The 17,384-nt window shown below is 66.7% G+C and carries 14 protein-coding genes and 1 pseudogene; 8 read left to right on the forward strand and 7 right to left on the reverse strand.

All coding sequences use genetic code 11. The features are described from left to right. The 5 genes from ADL22_RS03700 to ADL22_RS03720 form a co-directional block, all read left to right on the forward strand. On the forward strand, positions 1-452 hold a 452-nt coding region (locus ADL22_RS03700), incomplete at its 5' end, for a DUF402 domain-containing protein (RefSeq protein ID WP_159048574.1). 286 nt (positions 453-738) lie between these two features. Beyond that, positions 739-1,473, forward strand: coding sequence for a hypothetical protein (locus ADL22_RS03705; RefSeq protein WP_234430526.1), 735 nt, complete (start codon positions 739-741; stop codon positions 1,471-1,473). Between the two features lie 502 nt (positions 1,474-1,975). Beyond that, positions 1,976-2,677, forward strand: a complete 702-nt coding sequence (locus ADL22_RS03710) for an alpha-ketoglutarate-dependent dioxygenase AlkB (RefSeq protein ID WP_324615504.1) — start codon at positions 1,976-1,978, stop codon at positions 2,675-2,677. Positions 2,678-2,741: 64 nt separating this feature from the next. Beyond that, a complete protein-coding gene (gene cynS, locus ADL22_RS03715) occupies positions 2,742-3,188 on the forward strand; it encodes a cyanase (protein ID WP_066973781.1) in 447 nt (148 codons plus the stop codon). A gap of 141 nt (positions 3,189-3,329) precedes the next feature. Continuing rightward, a complete protein-coding gene (locus ADL22_RS03720) occupies positions 3,330-3,956 on the forward strand; it encodes a LysE family transporter (protein WP_066973783.1) in 627 nt (208 codons plus the stop codon). A 64-nt stretch (positions 3,957-4,020) separates the two neighbouring features. On the opposite strand, the gene ADL22_RS03725 is transcribed toward ADL22_RS03720, so the two are convergent. The 5 genes from ADL22_RS03725 to carA all read right to left on the reverse strand — a co-directional run bounded on the left by ADL22_RS03725 (position 4,021) and on the right by carA (position 13,235). Then, entirely contained in the window at positions 4,021-5,154 is a 1,134-nt protein-coding gene (locus ADL22_RS03725) for an aromatic ring-hydroxylating oxygenase subunit alpha (protein ID WP_066973785.1), read from the reverse strand. A 79-nt stretch (positions 5,155-5,233) separates the two neighbouring features. Next, positions 5,234-6,661 carry a 3-carboxy-cis,cis-muconate cycloisomerase gene (pcaB, locus tag ADL22_RS03730; protein WP_066973787.1) on the reverse strand — a complete coding sequence of 476 codons (1,428 nt, stop codon included), beginning with the start codon at positions 6,659-6,661 and terminating at the stop codon, positions 5,234-5,236. Then, positions 6,658-8,613, reverse strand: coding sequence for an FAD/NAD(P)-binding protein (locus ADL22_RS03735; protein WP_066973789.1), 1,956 nt, complete (start codon positions 8,611-8,613; stop codon positions 6,658-6,660). Before ADL22_RS03735 ends, pcaB begins: the two co-directional genes overlap by 4 nt. A gap of 186 nt (positions 8,614-8,799) precedes the next feature. Next, positions 8,800-12,111 carry a carbamoyl-phosphate synthase large subunit gene (gene carB / locus ADL22_RS03740; RefSeq protein WP_066973791.1) on the reverse strand — a complete coding sequence of 1,104 codons (3,312 nt, stop codon included), beginning with the start codon at positions 12,109-12,111 and terminating at the stop codon, positions 8,800-8,802. Beyond that, complete coding sequence (gene carA, locus ADL22_RS03745; RefSeq protein ID WP_066973793.1) at positions 12,111-13,235, reverse strand: glutamine-hydrolyzing carbamoyl-phosphate synthase small subunit; 1,125 nt, start codon at positions 13,233-13,235, stop codon at positions 12,111-12,113. The genes carB and carA overlap by 1 nt, the downstream gene beginning before the upstream one ends. Before the next feature lie 182 nt (positions 13,236-13,417). On the opposite strand from carA, the gene ADL22_RS03750 reads away from it, so the two are divergent. Then, a complete protein-coding gene (locus ADL22_RS03750) occupies positions 13,418-13,717 on the forward strand; it encodes an NIPSNAP family protein (protein WP_066973795.1) in 300 nt (99 codons plus the stop codon). 79 nt (positions 13,718-13,796) lie between these two features. Here ADL22_RS03750 and ADL22_RS03755 read toward each other — a convergent pair whose 3' ends face one another. Beyond that, positions 13,797-14,768 (reverse strand): aspartate/ornithine carbamoyltransferase family protein, encoded by a 972-nt coding sequence (locus ADL22_RS03755; RefSeq protein ID WP_079063818.1) that lies wholly within the window; start codon positions 14,766-14,768, stop codon positions 13,797-13,799. Then, positions 14,759-15,643 (reverse strand): ThiF family adenylyltransferase, encoded by an 885-nt coding sequence (locus ADL22_RS03760; protein WP_066973797.1) that lies wholly within the window; start codon positions 15,641-15,643, stop codon positions 14,759-14,761. The genes ADL22_RS03755 and ADL22_RS03760 overlap by 10 nt, the downstream gene beginning before the upstream one ends. Positions 15,644-16,114: 471 nt before the next feature. Here ADL22_RS03760 and ADL22_RS03765 point away from each other — a divergent pair, with 471 nt between their 5' ends. Both ADL22_RS03765 and ADL22_RS34480 read left to right on the forward strand, forming a co-directional pair. Then, entirely contained in the window at positions 16,115-17,125 is a 1,011-nt protein-coding gene (locus tag ADL22_RS03765) for an acetamidase/formamidase family protein (protein WP_066973799.1), read from the forward strand. Positions 17,126-17,260: 135 nt separating this feature from the next. Continuing rightward, positions 17,261-17,384, forward strand: a pseudogene (locus tag ADL22_RS34480) (aminotransferase); the annotation flags it as partial.

Genomic DNA, 17,384 nt, shown 5'->3' on the forward strand with positions numbered 1-17,384 from the left:
CGTTCGATGCGATGGCGACCGGCGCCTGGGAGCTCGCGGACGCGGTGTGGCAGGAGACCGAGCTGTTGCTGTGGAAGCCGCCGGCGGCCTGGTTCAGCGTCAACGCCTTCTACACCAGCGCCGGGCTGCGGAACTGGTATGTGAACTTCGAGCACCCCACCGGCCGTACGACGGACGGGTTCGACACCTTCGACCTCACCGTGGACCTGGTCCTCACCCCCGACCTGAACCGCTGGGAGTGGAAGGACGAAGACGAGTACGCCCACGTGCGGCGGCTGGGCATCATCACCGACACCGACACCGAGGACCAAGCTGTGGACGCCGCCCGCGACCAGGTCCTCGCGATGCTCACCGAGCGCTCCGGGCCGTTCGCCGACGCCGCCGCGTGGGCGTCCTGGCGGTGGAACCCGGCCCCGACCCCGCGGCTGCCGCGCCCGGCGCAGGGCAGGTAAGGGGGATGCACCGACGGGTGGCTGAACCGTTGGCCGGACGCAGGCCTCCAGCAGGTCACCGAGGCTGCGACCAGAGGTGCGATCCCTCATGGGCGTTCGCAGCGATTCGCAGCACCGCGCATGAGGCTGCGGCGGCGCATTCGCACCGCACCGCACCGGATTCACGCGTTGGAACACCACCGCTGTTCGGCTGGCCTCCTGTCCACCTGCTCAACCTGCTCAACCTGCACGAGCTTTACGGGGCTCGGTAGCGTGTGCGTCAAGGGCGAGGAGAGGGGTCGGCACGGTGACGGACGGCATGGGGTGGATCGGCGAGCACTGGTACAGCGGCGCGATCGTCAAGGAGGGCATGCTCGCGAACATCTGCCTCACGGCGGTACGGAGCGTGGACCCGGTGGACTTGGTGGTCCGCCTCGGTGCGGACCGCCGCATGGCCGAACAGCGCACATTATTCGCGGACTTCGACAGGTTGAGCGTGGACCCGGGCGAGAGGGTGGCGATGTTCGGCCGCAGCGGCGAGTGGGCGTACGTCCTGGAAGTCGAGCGGTCCACCTGGCACCTCATCTTCCTCGATCGGCTGGGTGAGGACACCCTGGTGGGGCCGGGGGAGGAACTGGTCTGCCTGGATCGCTTCCTGCACGAGTACCCGTGGTTGTGCTACGTCGACGCAGCCGGCGAACTGAGTTCCGTCGAGCCCGGTGGCAGCCTGGTGAAGACCGCGGTTCCCCCCGAGGACCGGCTGGGGACGTTCGCCGCGTTGGATGTGGCCATGCGCCGGGCCGGGGCGGTGCGGGAGGCCTTCCCTGGCTGCGAGGACCCCGAGGGCCAGGAGGAGGAGTTGGCGCGGAGGCTGTTCGGGTCGGTGGGCGAGCATCTGGGGCTGTCGCTGCCGCGTCGGGTGGCCAAGCCGACCGGTGGTCCCCTCCCCGAGGCGGCCTTCCGCATACGCACCGGCCCCGCGGCCTCAGGGGCGGGGGGCCGAATCGGTGCCGGCCGGCTCGAACGGGGGCGAGACCGATAGGGAGCGGCCGATCGTGCGGCCGGTGGATCCGGCCGAGCGGCGGCGCCCGCGGCTGCCGCACGGCCGCGGGTCAGCCCCGGCGCCGCGGGCGCTCGTCCTCCACCCGCTCCAGCTGGGCGGTGACACGGTACTGGCCTCGGCCCGCTCCACCACCGACGGCCCCGGCATGCCGTTCCTGCTCACCAGCCGCGGCCGCGCACCGAGCGGGAACTTGGGCAGTTGCTGCCCGCGCACGACGTCCAGGACCAGACCGTCGTCCATGCGGCGAACAGCGCCGAGGCAGGCCGCTCCCCGCACGTAGAGGCGGGCCGCCGGCGAGGTCCCCGAGTTGTCCCCCTTGCGCGGTGACTCGCATGGTTAAGCACGTCCGATGGCTGCCAGCCATTTGCTCGGTTCCAGAGCAGGATCTAGGCAGTAGTCCCGGACTGGCCATCTGGATCGTGATGAGAACGGTGTGCAGGGGGCCAGGTTAGTTCGCACGCTTCTGTCAAGAAATTCGGATTTGCTGGAGTTTCATCAAGTGCTTGCTGAGGACGGCGCACTCTTCGGACGCCCGGCCGTCACCGTCGCGCCGGGGGCGACACTCATCCCCGGCTGGTTGAGCCCGGAGGTTCAGCAGGAACTCATCACGTCTTCGCGGCAGTGGGCGATGGGGCCTGCAGGCATGAGACGGCCCCGGATGCCGGACGGGTCGTTCATGCACCTGCAGTCGGTATGCCTCGGCTGGCATTGGAAGCCCTACCAATACTCGCTCATTGCTGATGATGTGGATGGCGAGCGCGTTCGCCCAATGAGTCCGCGGATCGCGAGCATCGCACGGGCTGCCGTACGGGATGCTGCACAGTTGGACCCGTCAGTCAGCGGAAACCCCGATGCCTATACCCCTGACGCCGCCATTATCAATTTCTATGATGACGATGACAGACTGGGCATGCACCAGGATAGAGCGGAAGACAACGCCGCTCCGGTGGTCACTCTCAGTCTGGGCGACAGTTGCATCTTCCGCTTTGGGAATTCAGAAGGCCGCAGCAGGCCGTGGCGTGACTTGATCCTGCAGAGTGGCGACCTTTTTGTCTTCGGTGGGCCATCCCGGTTTGCCTATCACGGGGTCAGGCGGACCCTGCCTGGGACATCCCCGGCGGGCCTGGATATTAGGCGCGGCCGGGTGAGCGTGACCGTTCGAGAGACGGGGCTTTCAGTGTAATGAACCCCTAGTCCGTGGGCGGCAAGAATTCCAAGAGAGTCATCTTTCGTTGGAGGGGTAAAGGATGCTCACCAAGCTTGAAGCGTCAATGGCGGTTCGCGCAGCTAAAACCCGTATGCGTTTGCGGTGGGCTGATATATCCGATGCGGTGGGCAGGCCAGTCGCATGGACTACCGCTGCCCTGCTGGGCCAGCATCCAATGAGCAGAGATGAGGCGGAGGCCGCTGCGGCGCTACTGGGCCTTGATCAGGAGGCTGTCGAAGCTTTCCAGCTACAGCCGACTCGGGGTGTTGAGGGCTCCTCGGCGCTGAACGACCCGACCATCTACCGGCTGCTTGAAGTGATTCAAGTCTACGGGCCGACAATCAAGGAGCTCATCCATGAAGAGTGCGGCGATGGGATCATGAGCGCCATAAATTTTCGCCTCGAAGTGAATCGAGTACATGACCCAGCGGGCGATCGGATCGTAATTAGTTTGGACGGCAAGTTTCTCGCTTATCAGTGGGAGTAGGGGATGCTCCAGGAAGGAGGTGCAGCCTACTGCGAAGCGCCTCGCGGTGTTTTGCAGTGCCTTATCAAGTCAGCGTGGCCGACGGGCGGGCGGGAACTTCCTCGTACGCCTGCACGTGAACCGGGACAGGAAGGTTTCACGATGTTCGAATCTGCCCTGGCGGGGCTCTGGGCTGGCTATGGCCTCGCCGTTCCCGTAGGCGCCGTAGCTGTGCTCATGGTGAACATGACGGCGCAGACTTCTTTTCGGGTGGGCGCAGCTGCAGCTCTTGGAGCAACTACTGCTGATGTCATCTACGCAGTCATCGCGGTAACAGGGGGCGCCACTGTGGCGGGGGCTGTGCAGCAATTTTCGACCCCCTTGCGGTGGATCGCTTTTGCGATATTAACTTTCATGGCGATCCGTATCTTTCTGACGGCGCTGCGACGTGGTGGCGCCACCGGAGATCCGAAGGAGAATAGGGATGGTTTAAGGCCGCTGCGGTCTTATACGATGTTCTTGGGCCTGACGGCACTCAATCCGTGGCCGGCGATCTATTTTGTTGCGCTCATCTTGGGGCGACAGGCCCAAGAGCCCATGACGTGGATGGAGGCAGCGATCTACGTGCTGGCGATCGCGGTTGCCTCCGCCAGCTGGCAACTGCTGCTGGCAGGCGGCGGCGCGGTCTTCGGCAGGCTGTTGACCGGGACACGTGGCAGGACGCTGACGGCGGTGGTCTCCAGCGCTCTGATTCTGGCTCTGGGCATCAGCATGGTCAGTGGGCAGTAGCCGGAATCCGTCGGGTGCGCCCCTGCTGTGCAGGGGCGCACCCGAGGGTGTGCCAGCGAGACCTTCAGGCGGAACGCTCGGCCGGCGTGTGCTCCGTATCCGGGTAGAGGCGGTCGTGGACCCAGGCGCGGAAGTCCAGGATCAAGCTCTCGTGCGGCGTGTGAAACTCCTCGAAGTAGGAGGAGCCGGTCGTTTGCTGGACTCGCTCGCAGGCCTCGAAGTCTTCGCGGGCGGTGACGTCGACCAGGGCGGCGGCGTCATCTGGGGTGAAGCCGGGGGTGCGGATCGCCTCGGGGTGGAAGAGCGATTGGGTGATGACTCGTGTGCGATGGGGCGCTATGGGTTCGAAGCGCATGCACATGACGTGGTCAGGGATGAACATGAGATGGACGTTGGGCCACAGCAGGATTCCGTGGAAGGTGCGCGCGTCTTCTGGCGGGACGCCCGGGAGGGTGGGGGCTGCGGCCTTTCCTGAGAGGGAGAAGCCGGTGGCATCGTCTGCGAGCAAGGAACCTTCCAGCTTGGGGCCCTCCGGGCCGCTTACCGTGCCGTAGCCGGTGCGCCAGCTAGGGAGGATTTGACAGATCTCGGGGTGCATGGTTGGGCAGTGGTAGCACTCGCAGAAGTTCTCGTAGAGGATCTTCCAGTTCGCCGCGACGTCGTAGGTGATCTCCTTGGCCACTTCCAATTCTTCGCATCCGTATCGGCTGGGGACGTCGGCGTTTCCGAAGCGGTGTTGCAGTAGCGGCCCGATCTGGTCCATGAGCGGTGGTGCCGAGGGGTCCAGGTTCACCCACAGGTAGCCGAGCCATTCGGTGACCTGTGCGGTAAACAGGTGCCGTTCCTTGGTCTCCGGTGGCAGGTCGTGCAAGAAGGGGGCGGAGGTGAGGTGGCCGTCCAGATTGAAGCTCCAGCCGTGATAGGGGCATCGGATGGAGTTCTTGAATCGGCCCTGTTGCTCCGTGCACAGTGCGGCGCCGCGGTGCCGGCAGAGGTTGACCAGAGCGCGTACCTGACGGTCGGGCTTACGAACCAGGATCAAGTCTTCCCGACCAGCTCGCACCCGTACGAAGGAGCCGGGCTCAGCGATTTGTGAGGCGCGGGCGACGCACAGCCAGGACTTCTCGAAGATTCTGGCGTGCTCCAGGGCGAGATGTTTCTCGCTGGTGTAGTAGGTAGGGGGCCATGGCACTGTCATTGTCAGATCCTTTGTGGGGTGAGCTGGGAACCAGCCGCTTGGTGGGGCTGCGCCTGTGGTGCTGTCCGAAGCGGCGTGCTCAGTTCTGGGCAGGCTCGGGTGCGGCTGTTGCAGGGGTGCAGTGCTGCAGGACGCGGTCGACGAGTTCGCCGCTGGCGCCCAGGTACTGGGCCGGATCGAGAAGATCGTCCAGTGAGAGGTCCGTGAGGTACGGGAGTGTCTCGGCGTCGGCTGCCAGACGCTGGGCAAAGGTGCCCTTTCCCTTGGCGGCGGCGCTGGTCAGCACGGTGATGTGTTTTTTCGCTGCAGCCTTACCCATGGCGCTGCTCAGCCGGGCAACGAGGCGCTCGGCAATCACCTGTCCTCCGGTCAGCTGGAGGTTGTGGGCCATTCGGTCGGGGTCCACCGTCAGGCCCTCGCACAGTTCTGCAGCGGTGTGGGCGGCCCCGCCGGCCACCCGCAAGGCCTCGCGCAGTGGAGCCCATTCGGCGTGCCAGGCGCCTGCGGGGCGCTCGTCCTCGCTGGGCAGGCAGTGCAGGAGGGTGGCGGTCAGGGACGGCATCTGCAAAGCCGCGGAGACCAGGAGGGTGGCCAGAACAGGGTTGCGTTTTTGCGGCATGGCCGAGGATGCGCCCCGGCCGTCGCCGGCGGGCTCAGCTGCTTCGGCTACCTCCGTGCGGGCCATGTTCAGCACGTCGGTACCGAGTTTGCCCAGCGCGCCGACGAGCAGCGAGAGGTCGGCGGCAAGCCCGGCGAGGGGGGCCCGGGCGGTGTGCCAGGGCAGCAGCGGTGTGGTCAGGCCCAGTTCGTCGGCGAAGGCGTCGGCAAGAGCTATAGCCGGGCTGCCGTGTTCAAGGGAGGCGCCGTCCAGCAGGGCGTATTCATGGTAGGCGGCCATGGTTCCGGCGGCGCCTCCCAGTTGCGCCGGCAGAGAGTGCATGGCGGTCCGGGTGCGCTGGGCTGCCTGGTAGATGGCTGCGAGCCAGCCAGCTGCCTTGAGACCAAAGGTGGTGGGAACGGCGTGCTGAGTGAGCGTTCGGGCCGCCATCGGGGTGTTCTTGTGCGTGGCGGCCAGGCGGGCCAGGGAGTGCACGGCGCGATCAATGTCGTAGTGGATCAGTCGTAACGCGCGGGCGGCGACCAGCATTGCGGCGGAGTCCAAGATGTCCTGGCTGGTCCCGCCGCGGTGGACATGGTCCGCGGCCGCGGGGTGCGTGGTGGCCACGGTCTGCTGGAGTTCGGTCACCAGCGCCACCACGGGATTCGCGGCTTCGCGGGCCCGGTGGGCCAAGCTGGCGAGGTCGTACCGGTCGGCGTGGGCGGCCTCGGTGACAGCCGCGGCGGATGCGTCGGGGATCAGGCCGAGGCGGGCCTGGGCCCGGGCCAGGGCCGCTTCGGCGTCGAGCATGGCCTGGAGCCAGGCGTGGTCGCTGACGGCCGCCTCGACGGGCGTACCGGAGCGCACCGTGGAGAGCAGGCCGACGTCTGTCAGAGAGGGACGGGTCATGCGGTCTCGGCTCCTTCGATGGGGGCTGCGCCCAGTGCGGAGGCCGCGAGGGCGGCGCGCGCGATGGCGTCGGAGTCCCCGAGGATCACGGAGTTCACGCCGGGGCGGACGCCGGCGGCGGTGACCCAGTGGACGTGTTCGGTGGGGATGCCGTAAGCGAATCGGCTGGGGTGGGGGGCGCCGGAGACGTCGAGCACCCGGTAGGGGCGCTCGGTCACGGCGAGCCCCCCGGTCTGGTAGCCGGGCCCGGCCGGATCGGCGATGCGGTAGGGGCTTGCTGCTCCGTCTTTGGTGAGCTGGGTGAGCAGTGCGTCCTGGGTGCTGCGGATGTCGGTCTCGGGCAGCCTGGCTTCAATCACGGCGGTGGCGGGAAGGGGGCGGGAATCGGTCACTGCGGAGGTGACCAGGAAGCGGTTGCCGAGCCTGTCGGGGTGGACGGTCATTTGGGGGCCGACGAGGCGCAGGACCCCTGCTTCGATCAAGGCGACCATTTCGCGTACCCGGCGGACCGGCGGGCCGATGGACAAAAAGGCGTTCAGTGGGGTGTACCAGTGGTCGAGGTCGGTGTGGTAGGAGGTGCCGCTGATCCCTCCGTGGTCGGCGATGAGGCGGATTTCGTTGCGCAGGTCGCGCATGACATCGAGGGCGGCCTTGAGCGGGTCGGAGACGTTGCCCTGGGCGGCGTGGGCGATGTCCTGGCGCAGGTAGGCGAGCAGCCAGTCGTTGAATTCGGTGACGTCGGTGAAGGAACGTTCCGTGTAGGGGCGGTCGATGCGCTCCCACGACCACCGCTGGTGCGGTGCGATGCCGAACTCGTCCAGCAGCTCTTCGATCGCGGCTGCGTCGGCAGTGGCACGGTATTTGCGGAGGAAGCGCTTGCCCGTGCATCGGCAGTCTCTGTTGGTCAGCAGCGTGGCGTAGTAGGTGCTCTGGACCTCACGGCTGACAAGGGGCCACACGTCGCGGCGGAAGTTCACCTCGCGGCCGGCCTTGGCACGGTTGCGGAGGTCCTGGATGAGGCTGGGGGTCAAGAACAGCGGGTCGTGGCGTTCGGAGACGCCCTTTTCGTTCTCCCCCCGGGCGTGGTAGGGGATGCCGCGTCGGGAGCCGGCCAGCAGCGTGGGTTCGCGACCGGAGGGTCGGTAGGCCAGGCCGTTCTGGGCTTTTTCGAAGTGCCCACCGCGGCCGGTGGTGAGGAGCGCCAGGTAGTCGAAGAAGTTCAGCCCCAGGCCTCGTAGGGCGACGACTTCTCCTGGCTGGATGGTGGAGAGGTCAGCGTCTGCGGGGTTGGAGGGAGCGAGGTAGGTGAGCTGCCGCTCAGCGGCGTGGGCGGCCAGGCGGCTGCCGTGGGCCTGTCGTTCGTCGAGGTGGCCTTGTGCCAGGATCACCGCGTCGAGGTCGCGAAGTACCTGTCCGGTGCTCAAGGTGATCTTCTGGCTCCCCTGTGCGGTGTCCTCCAGGGCGAGGGCGGTGGCGCGTTCGTGGCGGATCGTCACCGATGACGGTGCGGTCGCGACGATGTGCTGGTAGGCCCAGCGCAGGTAGTGGCCGTAGAAGGAACGGGAGGGGTAGGTGTTGGGGCCCAGCCGGCGGGCTTCGCGGTAGACGTGGGCCGGGTAGTCCGCGAGGGAGCCCATCAGGGACAGGAACCGTGCCCACTCATACAGGCTTGGGCCCTCCAGAATCGGCCCTTCGCACTCGACGCTGTCGTCGGTGAAGATGGTCACTTGGGAGGCGACTGTGTTCATTAACAGTTCGCGGGGTTGGTCTGTCCGCCATACCCGTCCCGGCCCGGGCTCGTAGGGGTCGATGAGATGGATGTGCAGGCTGTCGCGGCCGGGGTGCTGGTCGGCGGCGTTGGCGCACAGCCGTTCAAGGACGGACAGCCCGCGTGGGCCGGCTCCGACGATGCCGATCCTCTTCGCCGTCGGCCGGTCAGATGAGTGGTGCATGGCTTCTCCAGGGAACGTGGCGGGTGAGTGCAGCGGTGCGTTGGTGGTGTCTGGTTCGGAGCGCGTGTGGGGTCGGCACGCGGGAAGCCGGCCCGTCGCAAGGGGGAGCATGGCTGTGCCGGCGGGCACCGGCCGGAAAGGTGCCCGGCAGCGATCGGTGCCGGGCAGGCCGCGCCGCGGGGCCGATCAGCGCCCGGCCGGGGCGCTGTGCGGGCGCATTCGCTGATGGAGCTCCTGCAGGGAGGCCAGTTGGAAGCGGCCGGCACGAAGGGCCTGGATGGCGTGGGCGGCGGCCTCGGTGGCTTGGATGGTGGTGAAGCAGGGGACGTCCCGCAAGGCGGCCGCCGCGCGGATCCGTTGGCTGTCCTGATGCGCGGGGCCGTTCCCCGGAATGCTGATCACCAGGTGGACCTTGCCGGCGAGAACCGCGTCGGCGATGTCCTGGCCGGGGGCTCCCTGGACGGGGATCTGCCGGCCGTCCGGCCCGGCGTGACGGAGCTGCTCGGCGGTGGGGTAGGTGGCGAGGATCTCGAAGCCGAGGTCGGCGAGGTGCTGGACGGGAGAGGAGAGTGCGGCCAGGTCGCCTTCCTCGGCACAGGCCACCACGCGTCCGGCGGTCGGCAGTGACCCATAGGCGGCAAGCTGGGATTTGGCGAAAGCCGGGGCGAACGAGGTATCGATGCCCATGACTTCCCCGGTGGACTTCATCTCCGGCCCCAGCTGCGGGTCGGCTCCCTCGCCGCGGGCGGTGGGGAAGCGGTGGAAGGGCAGTACCGCCTCCTTGACCGCGACGGGCGCGCCGGCGGGCAGTGCCATTCCGTCGCCCGATGCCGGCAGAAGCTGCTCGGTACGCAACTGCTCCACGGAGGCGCCGAGCATGAGGCGAGCGGCCGCCTTGGCCAAGGGGACCGCAGTGGCTTTGGAGACGAAGGGCACGGTGCGGGAGGCCCGGGGGTTGGCCTCGAGCACGAACAGCTGGCCGTCCTTCAGGGCGTACTGCACATTGAGCAGTCCGCGCACTCCTACCGCATCGGCGATGGCGGTGGTGGCCTGCCGGACGCGGTCCAGGACGGCGGCGGACAGGGTGCGGGGTGGCAGGCTGCAGGCGGAATCGCCGGAATGTACGCCGGCCGGCTCGAGGTGTTCCATCACCCCGCCCAGGAAGAGTTCCTGACCGTCGTAGAGGGCGTCGACGTCGATCTCTTTCGCGTTCTCCAGGAAACGGTCCACCAGCGCAGGGCGGTCGGGGGAGATGTGCGGGGTGCGGGTGAGATAGTCCTCCAGCTGCTGGCGCGTGTGAAGGATTTCCATGCCCCGGCCGCCGAGCACGTAGGAGGGGCGCACCATGACGGGGTAGCCGAGTCGCTCGGCGGTCTCGCGGATCTGGGAGGGTGAGGCGGCGGTACCGAAGGGGGGAGCGGCCAGGCCGGCCTCGGCGAGGATCGTGCCGAAGGCCTCCCGGCTTTCGGCGAGGTGGATGGCTTGCGGGGAGGTCCCCATGATCGGCACGCCGGCATCGGCGAGCTGCTGTGCCAAGTCCAGGGGGGTTTGGCCGCCCAGCTGGACGATGACCCCGGCGACGTGCCCGGAGCTGCGTTCGGCGTCAACGACCTCGAGTACGTCCTCCAGGGTCAGCGGCTCGAAGTACAGCCGGTCGGCTGTGTCGTAGTCGGTGGAGACCGTCTCGGGGTTGCAGTTGATCATTACGGTCTCGTAGCCCGCCTGCTGGAGGGCCAGGACGGCGTGCACGCAGGAGTAGTCGAATTCCAGGCCCTGCCCGATCCGGTTGGCGCCTGACCCGAGGATGATCACCTTGGAGCGTGTGGGCTGTTCGGCGACCTCGGTTTCGGCATCCGGGTCCAGTTCGTAGGCGGAGTAATGGTAGGGCGTGTGGGCTGCGAATTCCGCGGCGCAGGTGTCGACGGTCTTGTAGACCGGACGGATACCGAGTCGGTGCCGCAGGGCGCGGGCCGCCTGCTCATCGACCAACTCCGGGCGCAGCGCGGCGAGTTGCCGGTCGGAGACGCCGGCGCGCTTGGCCTGCCGCAGCAGAGCGGCGGTCAGCGGCTCCTTCAGCAGGCTGTGCCTCAGCTTCACCAGGGACTGCAGCTGGTGGCAGAACCAGGGGTCCACGCTGGAGGCATCGGCGACCTGCTGCACGCCGGCACCCAGCCGTAGGGCGTGTTCCATGGTGAACAGGCGTCCGTCGTGGGGGCTGGCCAGCCGAGCGAGCACGGTGTCCAGGGGCTGGTCGATAGGGTCGGGCTCGATCCAGAAGCCACCGCCGTGCGTACCGAGGGAACGCAGGGCCTTGCCCAGGGCTTCGGTAAAGCTGCGGCCCAGGGCCATGACTTCTCCGACACTCTTCATGTTGGTGCTCAGTTGCCGGTCGGCGTTGGGGAATTTGTCGAAGGCGAAGCGCGGCGCCTTGACCACGACGTAGTCCAGGGCGGGCTCGAAGCAGGCCGGGGTCTGCTGGGTGATGTCGTTGGTTATCTCATCGAGGGTGTATCCGAGTGCGAGCCGTGCTGCGATCTTGGCGATAGGAAAGCCGGTGGCCTTCGAGGCCAGCGCGGAGGAGCGGGAGACGCGGGGGTTCATCTCGATGACGACCATGCGGCCGGTGCGCGGGTCGACGGCGAACTGGATATTGCAGCCGCCGGTGTCGACGCCGACCTCACGCAGTACCGCGATGCCGAGGTTGCGCATGCGCTGGTATTCGCGGTCGGTGAGGGTCATGGCCGGGGCGACGGTCACCGAGTCGCCGGTGTGCACGCCCATGGCGTCGATGTTTTCGATGGAGCAGACCACCACTACGTTGTCGTGGCGGTCGCGCATGAGCTCCAGTTCATACTCCTTCCAGCCCAGTACGCTTTCCTCGACCAGGACCTCGTTGACCGGGGACTCCACCAGGCTGGCGCTGCCGAGGCGTTCGAGGTCGGTGGTGGTGTGGGCCATGCCGGAGCCCAGGCCGCCCATGGTGAAGGAGGGGCGTATGACGACGGGCAGGCCGAGCTGCGCGGCGGCCTCGCGGACTTCGGGCTGGGAGCGGCAGACCATGCTGCGCGGGACATCTCCGCCGACGGAGCGGACGATGTCCTTGAAGCGTTGCCGATCCTCGCCGCGCTGAATGGCCTCGATGTCGGCGCCGATCAGTTCCACGCCGTAGTGGTCAAGGACGCCACGTTCGTGCAGGGTGACGGCGGTGTTCAGCGCCGTCTGGCCGCCCAGGGTGGCCAGTAGTGCCTGTGGCCGCTCTTTGGCGATCACCTTTTCGACGAAGTCGGGTGTGATGGGCTCAAGGTAGGTGGCGTCGGCGATGTCGGGGTCGGTCATGATGGTGGCTGGGTTGGAGTTGACGAGGGTGACCCGAAGGCCTTCCTCGCGCAATACCCGGCAGGCCTGGGTGCCGGAGTAGTCGAATTCGCAGGCCTGGCCGATCACGATCGGCCCGGAGCCGATCACCATGACATGGGAGATGTCGGTCCGTTTGGGCATCAGGCTTCCCTGCCCTTCTCCATCAGCGTGACGAACTCGTCGAACAGCGGCCGGGCGTCGTGGGGGCCGGCGGCGGCCTCTGGGTGGTACTGGACGGAGAAGGCCGGTGCCTCCAGACATCGCAGGCCTTCGACCGTTCCGTCGTTGGGGCAGTAGTGGCTGACCAGGGCCGTACCGAAGGGGGTGGTGAAGGTCCGACCCGGTCCGGCGTCCAGGGCGAAGCCGTGGTTTTGGGCGGTGATGGCGACGCGTCCGGTGCGCGCGTCGATGACCGGTACGTTGGTGCCGCGGTGCCCGTAGCGCAGTTTGTAGGTGCGCAGGCCCAGGGCCTGCCCCAGGATCTGATTGCCGAGGCAGATGCCGAACACCGGCAGGCGCCCGTGCAGCGCCTGGGTAACCACCTGGATCAGGGGTCCTGCGGTGGCGGGGTCGCCGGGGCCGTTGGGGAGGAAGAGGCCGTCGGGATCCAGTGCCTGCACGTCTTCGAACGTGGAGGTGGGCGGCAACAGGTGGGTTTCGACGCCACGTTCGGACAGCAGGCGGTGGATGTTGTCTTTGATGCCGGTGTCCAGCGCGGCAATGCGGAAGCGGGCTGAGCCGACGGCCGGTATGACGCGCCGGTGTTCCACGCCCACCTCGTGGGCCAGCGCGGCGCCTTTCATGGGGCGGCTGGCGCGCACCGCGGTCAGCATGGTGGTGCTGTCGGGCAAGGTCGGGACGGAGAAGATGCCGCCTCGCATCGTGCCGTGCTCGCGCAGGTGGCGGGCGAGGGTGCGGGTGTCCACGCCGGCGATGCCGACGATGCCTTGTCGGTACAGTTCCTCGCCCAGGGAACGGCGGGCTTGCCAGTGCGAGGGGTGGAGGGCAGGGTCGCGCACCACATAGCCGGCGGCCCAGATGCGGTCCGATTCGTCGTCCTCGTCATTCCACCCGGTGTTGCCGATCTGCGGAGCGGTCTGCATGACGATCTGGCGGTGGTAGGAGGGGTCGGTCAGCGTCTCCTGGTAGCCGGTCATACTGGTGCAGAACACCATTTCGCCCAGTGAACGGCCCGTTGCTCCGTAGGCGAGACCCGGGAACTGTGACCCGTCCTCAAGTACGAGCATCGCGGAATGCTGCGCCATGGCATATCCCATTAGCTCCCCCTTTCGAGAATGTCTGGCAGGGATCGGACATGCATGCCGGGAATATTGTGGCTGGGTGACTTGGCTCCGCTTGCAGCGCAGCCGTGATCTCTGGAAGTATTTCCTCAGGCCGGCGCTTGTGAGGCCGGCTGCGTCTGTGCACTCTGCCGGAGGGGGAACCAGTGATCACTTGCTGCATCCAGTACACAATTGATCCGTGGAAGGTGGAGGATTTCGAGCGCTATGCGAAGGCATGGCCACCGCTCATCGAAAGGTGCGGTGGTGACCTGATCGGTTATTACTTGCCGAAGGAAGGGGCGAATAATTTCGCCCTCGCTCTGATCAACTTTGCCAGTCTCGCAGACTATGAGAAGTATCGCGAGCGGCTGTCTGCAGATGCGGATGCGATCGAGAACATTCGCCAGATGAAGGAATCAGGCTGCATCCTCGTCGAGTCGCGTTCCTTTTTGCGGAAGGTGTGAACCCGACGAGGGCGGGATCGGTGGTGTTGGCCGCCGCGGACGGCTGGCCAACACCACCAGCACAGGGTGCGGATCCGCCTTACTTGCAGCCCAGCATCAGGGACAGCAGCGCCATGCGGATGGGTACTCCGTTGTGCGCCTGGTCCCAATACCCGTTGAAGGGCGTCGGATCCAGGCTTGCATCGATCTCGCCCTTGCGTGGCAGGGGGTGGAAGACGGCAAGGCCCGGGTGGCCGTACTCGTCCAGCAGGGCGGCGGTCAGCGGGGCATCGCCGCGCAGCATGTCATCTGCCGGAGTTCGGTCCGAAACCTCGTCCAGGATGGTGGGTGAAGAGTAGACGGCGTCCACCTCTGGCAGCATCTCCCGCAGGTCCTCGCAGACCTGCACGCGCTGGCCTCGCTCTGCGCACTCCTGCCGCAGTTGCGGATCCAGGCCTTTGCCGGGCGCAGCCACCGCGTACACCGTGCAATCGAAGTCACGCAGTCCGCGCAGCAGGGACCGGGTGCACCGCATCCGCAGGTCGTTCACGACACCGATCCGCAGGCCGTCGATCTTCCCGAAGCGCCGCCAGATGGAATACAGGTCGGTCAGGGTCTGGGTGGGGTGCTCGCCCGTGCCGTCGCCGGCGTTGATGACCACGGCCCGGTCGCCAGCGGCATGGGCTGCCACAGCTGCCACACCGGTTTCCGGGTGACGGACGACAATGGCATCGCCGTACTCCGAGAGCATCCGGAAGACGTCATGGAGGCTTTCTTGAGTCGCCCCTCCGGCCCGGGTGACTTCTGGGTCGGCGAAGCCGGTGACACCGCCGCCGAGGCGGAGCATCGCCGTCTCGTGGGCGAGGCGGGTGCGGGTACTGGCGTCGAAGAAGGCCGAGACCAGGATCCGGCCGGCTAACGGGGCTTGCAGTGCACCGTGTTCGGCGGCGTCCCGCAGGGCCTCTGCCTCGCTGAACAGATGCTCCAGATCCGGGCGCTGGAACTGCCGCATGGACAGCAGGTGCTTGCCATACAGGGCCGCCCCAGCCGGCGCGGCGGCGGTTACCACCACACGCCCTGAACTGTCTTGGCCGTCCAGGTGCGCGAGTCGACCATGGCGTAGCCCGGGGAGACGGGCAGCTGAACGCTGTCGGCCTGTTGGTCGATGCCGGTGATCTCAAGCATGAGCCGCTCGATGAGCAGCCCCTGGGACATGGGCGGGGCGCCGGGGGTGATCGGGCAGGTGGTCTCCTCGATTAGCCACTTGCGCTGCATGGCGGCGTTCGGATAGCCGGGGGCCTCGGGAATCAGCCGGCTGATGAGCTTCTCTGCATTTGCCGGCGTCAGCTCCGCGTCCTCCGGCAGGCCGAGGACTTCCTCGATGGGCATGGAATCGTGCGTCCACTTCCACAGGAAGGTGCGGTTGCCGTAGACCTGCCCGGTCAGCATGAACTGGCACTGCAGGTTCCGCCGGAACGCGCGGTGCAGCATGTACCGGGCCTGGAACTGGTAGGGCTCGATCTCGTCGAATATGTAATCGCAGCCGGCAACGAACTCATCTGCCGTCTCTTCGGAGATGCCCTCGGGGTAGACCTCGATGCGCACGTCGGGGGTCATGTCGTGAACGTATTCGCCGACGACCTCGGCCTTGTTACGCCCGACGTTGGCGAAGCCGGCGCCGAGCTGCCGGTTGATGTTCGAGTACTCGAACGTGTCAAAGTCTGCGATCTTCATGCGGCGGACACCCAGGCGCGCTAAGCGCTCCACCAGGCTGCCGCCGATGCCCCCGCAACCGGCGATGCCGACGGTGCAGTCGCGCAGCTTCTCCTGGCGTTGGCGCGCCTCTTCCTCGGAATCGCCGAGCCAGCCCATATTGCGCCGCACTCGCGACCAGTAGATGTCCTCGTCGTACTTGGCCTCATGCACATACACGGTCGACTTTCCCATGGCCGCTCCTCCTGGAGTGAGAGTCCCTGTGCAGGTCAACGCAGGAACGTCCAGCGGTCGAGTACAAGGGACCTCGATGGCTGATCGTCGCTAGCCAACCTAAGCAACGGTCAGGAAGTACACAAGGTGCATTACCCGCGGTCACTTCCGTTGGCGGCGAAATGCATACGTAACCTCTACGGCATATGCCTGAAACCGACTCAGGAACGAGTCAAAACAGACATTTTCGCCACTCGCTTTCTGTTACCGAAAAAGAGAACAGCAGGAATACGCTTCGCCAAGCGCCGCCCATGAAGGTAATCGCATCGCCAGCGATCGAAGCATTCGATGCTCCACGGGGGTACGCTTCGTTTCTCTCCAGAGCGCCTACGGCCTTGGCTCCTCAATTCGGTTGAGAAAGGCGCTACGCGCCTCTCCACCGTTGCCGTATGCCTGCCGTACCGCAATGTCTCTTACGCCCAGGAGCTTCCGTTGAGTACCCCACGTCTGCTGACCGTGCGGCCACAGCCTGGCGACCTCACATGGACCTTCGGCGGAGTGCCTCCGGTGGCCCGAATCGCACCGGGGATGGCTCTCGCTGTCTACACCGAGGACGCCTTCGCCGGCCAGGTGCGCTCCCCTACCGACCGAGTCTCCGAGGTTGGTACCTTTCCTCTGCTCAATCCGCAGACCGGCCCCTTCTACATCGAGGGGGCCGCGCCCGGCGACACGCTCGCTGTGCATTTGGTGTCCGTGGAGCCGGCCCGGGATTGGGGGGTGTCCAGCACCATTCCCCTCTTCGGCGCCCTCACTTCCTCACCGACCACAGCCACCCTGCAGCCTCCTCTGCCGGAGCGGACATGGATTTGGGAGCTGGACCGGAGTCGGCGCACCTGCCGCTTTCGTGCACAGGACAGTGACTTCGTCATCGATCTGCCGATGGACCCGATGCACGGAACCATCGGCGTCGCTCCCGCGCACGGTGAGGTTCGTTCTGCCCTGGTTCCCGACGCGCATGGCGGGAACATGGATACCCCCGAGATGCGCGCAGGAGTGACCTGCTTCCTCGGGGTCAATGTGCCCGGAGCGCTACTCAGCCTCGGCGACGGGCACGCCCGCCAGGGCGAGGGCGAGACCTGCGGGGTGGCGGTGGAGACAGCGATGCGTACCACCGTGCTCGTCGAACTGCTCAAGGGGATCAGCACTCCGTGGCCGCGGCTGGAGTCCGACACGCACGTCATGACCGCTGGTTCCGCGCGGCCCTTGGAGGATGCCTTCCGCATCGCCCACCTGGATCTGGTGCGCTGGCTCGGCCGGGACTACGGCCTCTCCGCCCTGGACGCCTACCAGCTCATCACCCAGGCCGTGGAGTCCCCCGTGGCGAACATCTGCGACACGAACTACACGGCCATCGCCAAGATGCGCAAAGCATGGCTCCCGCCGGCCACTCCCTACCGCGGTATGCACGAACAGCTCCGCGAGATCGGGCGGCAGCTGCGGTAGCAGCCACGTCCTTGTGGAACGCAGCAAGACGACGAGATCGCCGCCGAAGGTGCCACCTCCTCATCCCCGTCCCCGCGTGCGCAACAGCCAGGTGCCGTCGATAAGTCCCGCGTCCAGAGGCAGAAGAGGTGCCGAATGGAAATCACCCAGTCCGTCAAATTCGCCAACGTCTGCTACGAAATCCGCGGCCCGGTCCTCGAGGAGGCCATGCGGCTGGAGGCGGCGGGTCACCGCATCCTCAAGCTGAACACCGGCAACC

The organism is Streptomyces sp. NRRL F-4489 (genome assembly GCF_001509485.1).
In the GTDB taxonomy this organism is placed as follows: domain Bacteria; phylum Actinomycetota; class Actinomycetes; order Streptomycetales; family Streptomycetaceae; genus Streptomyces.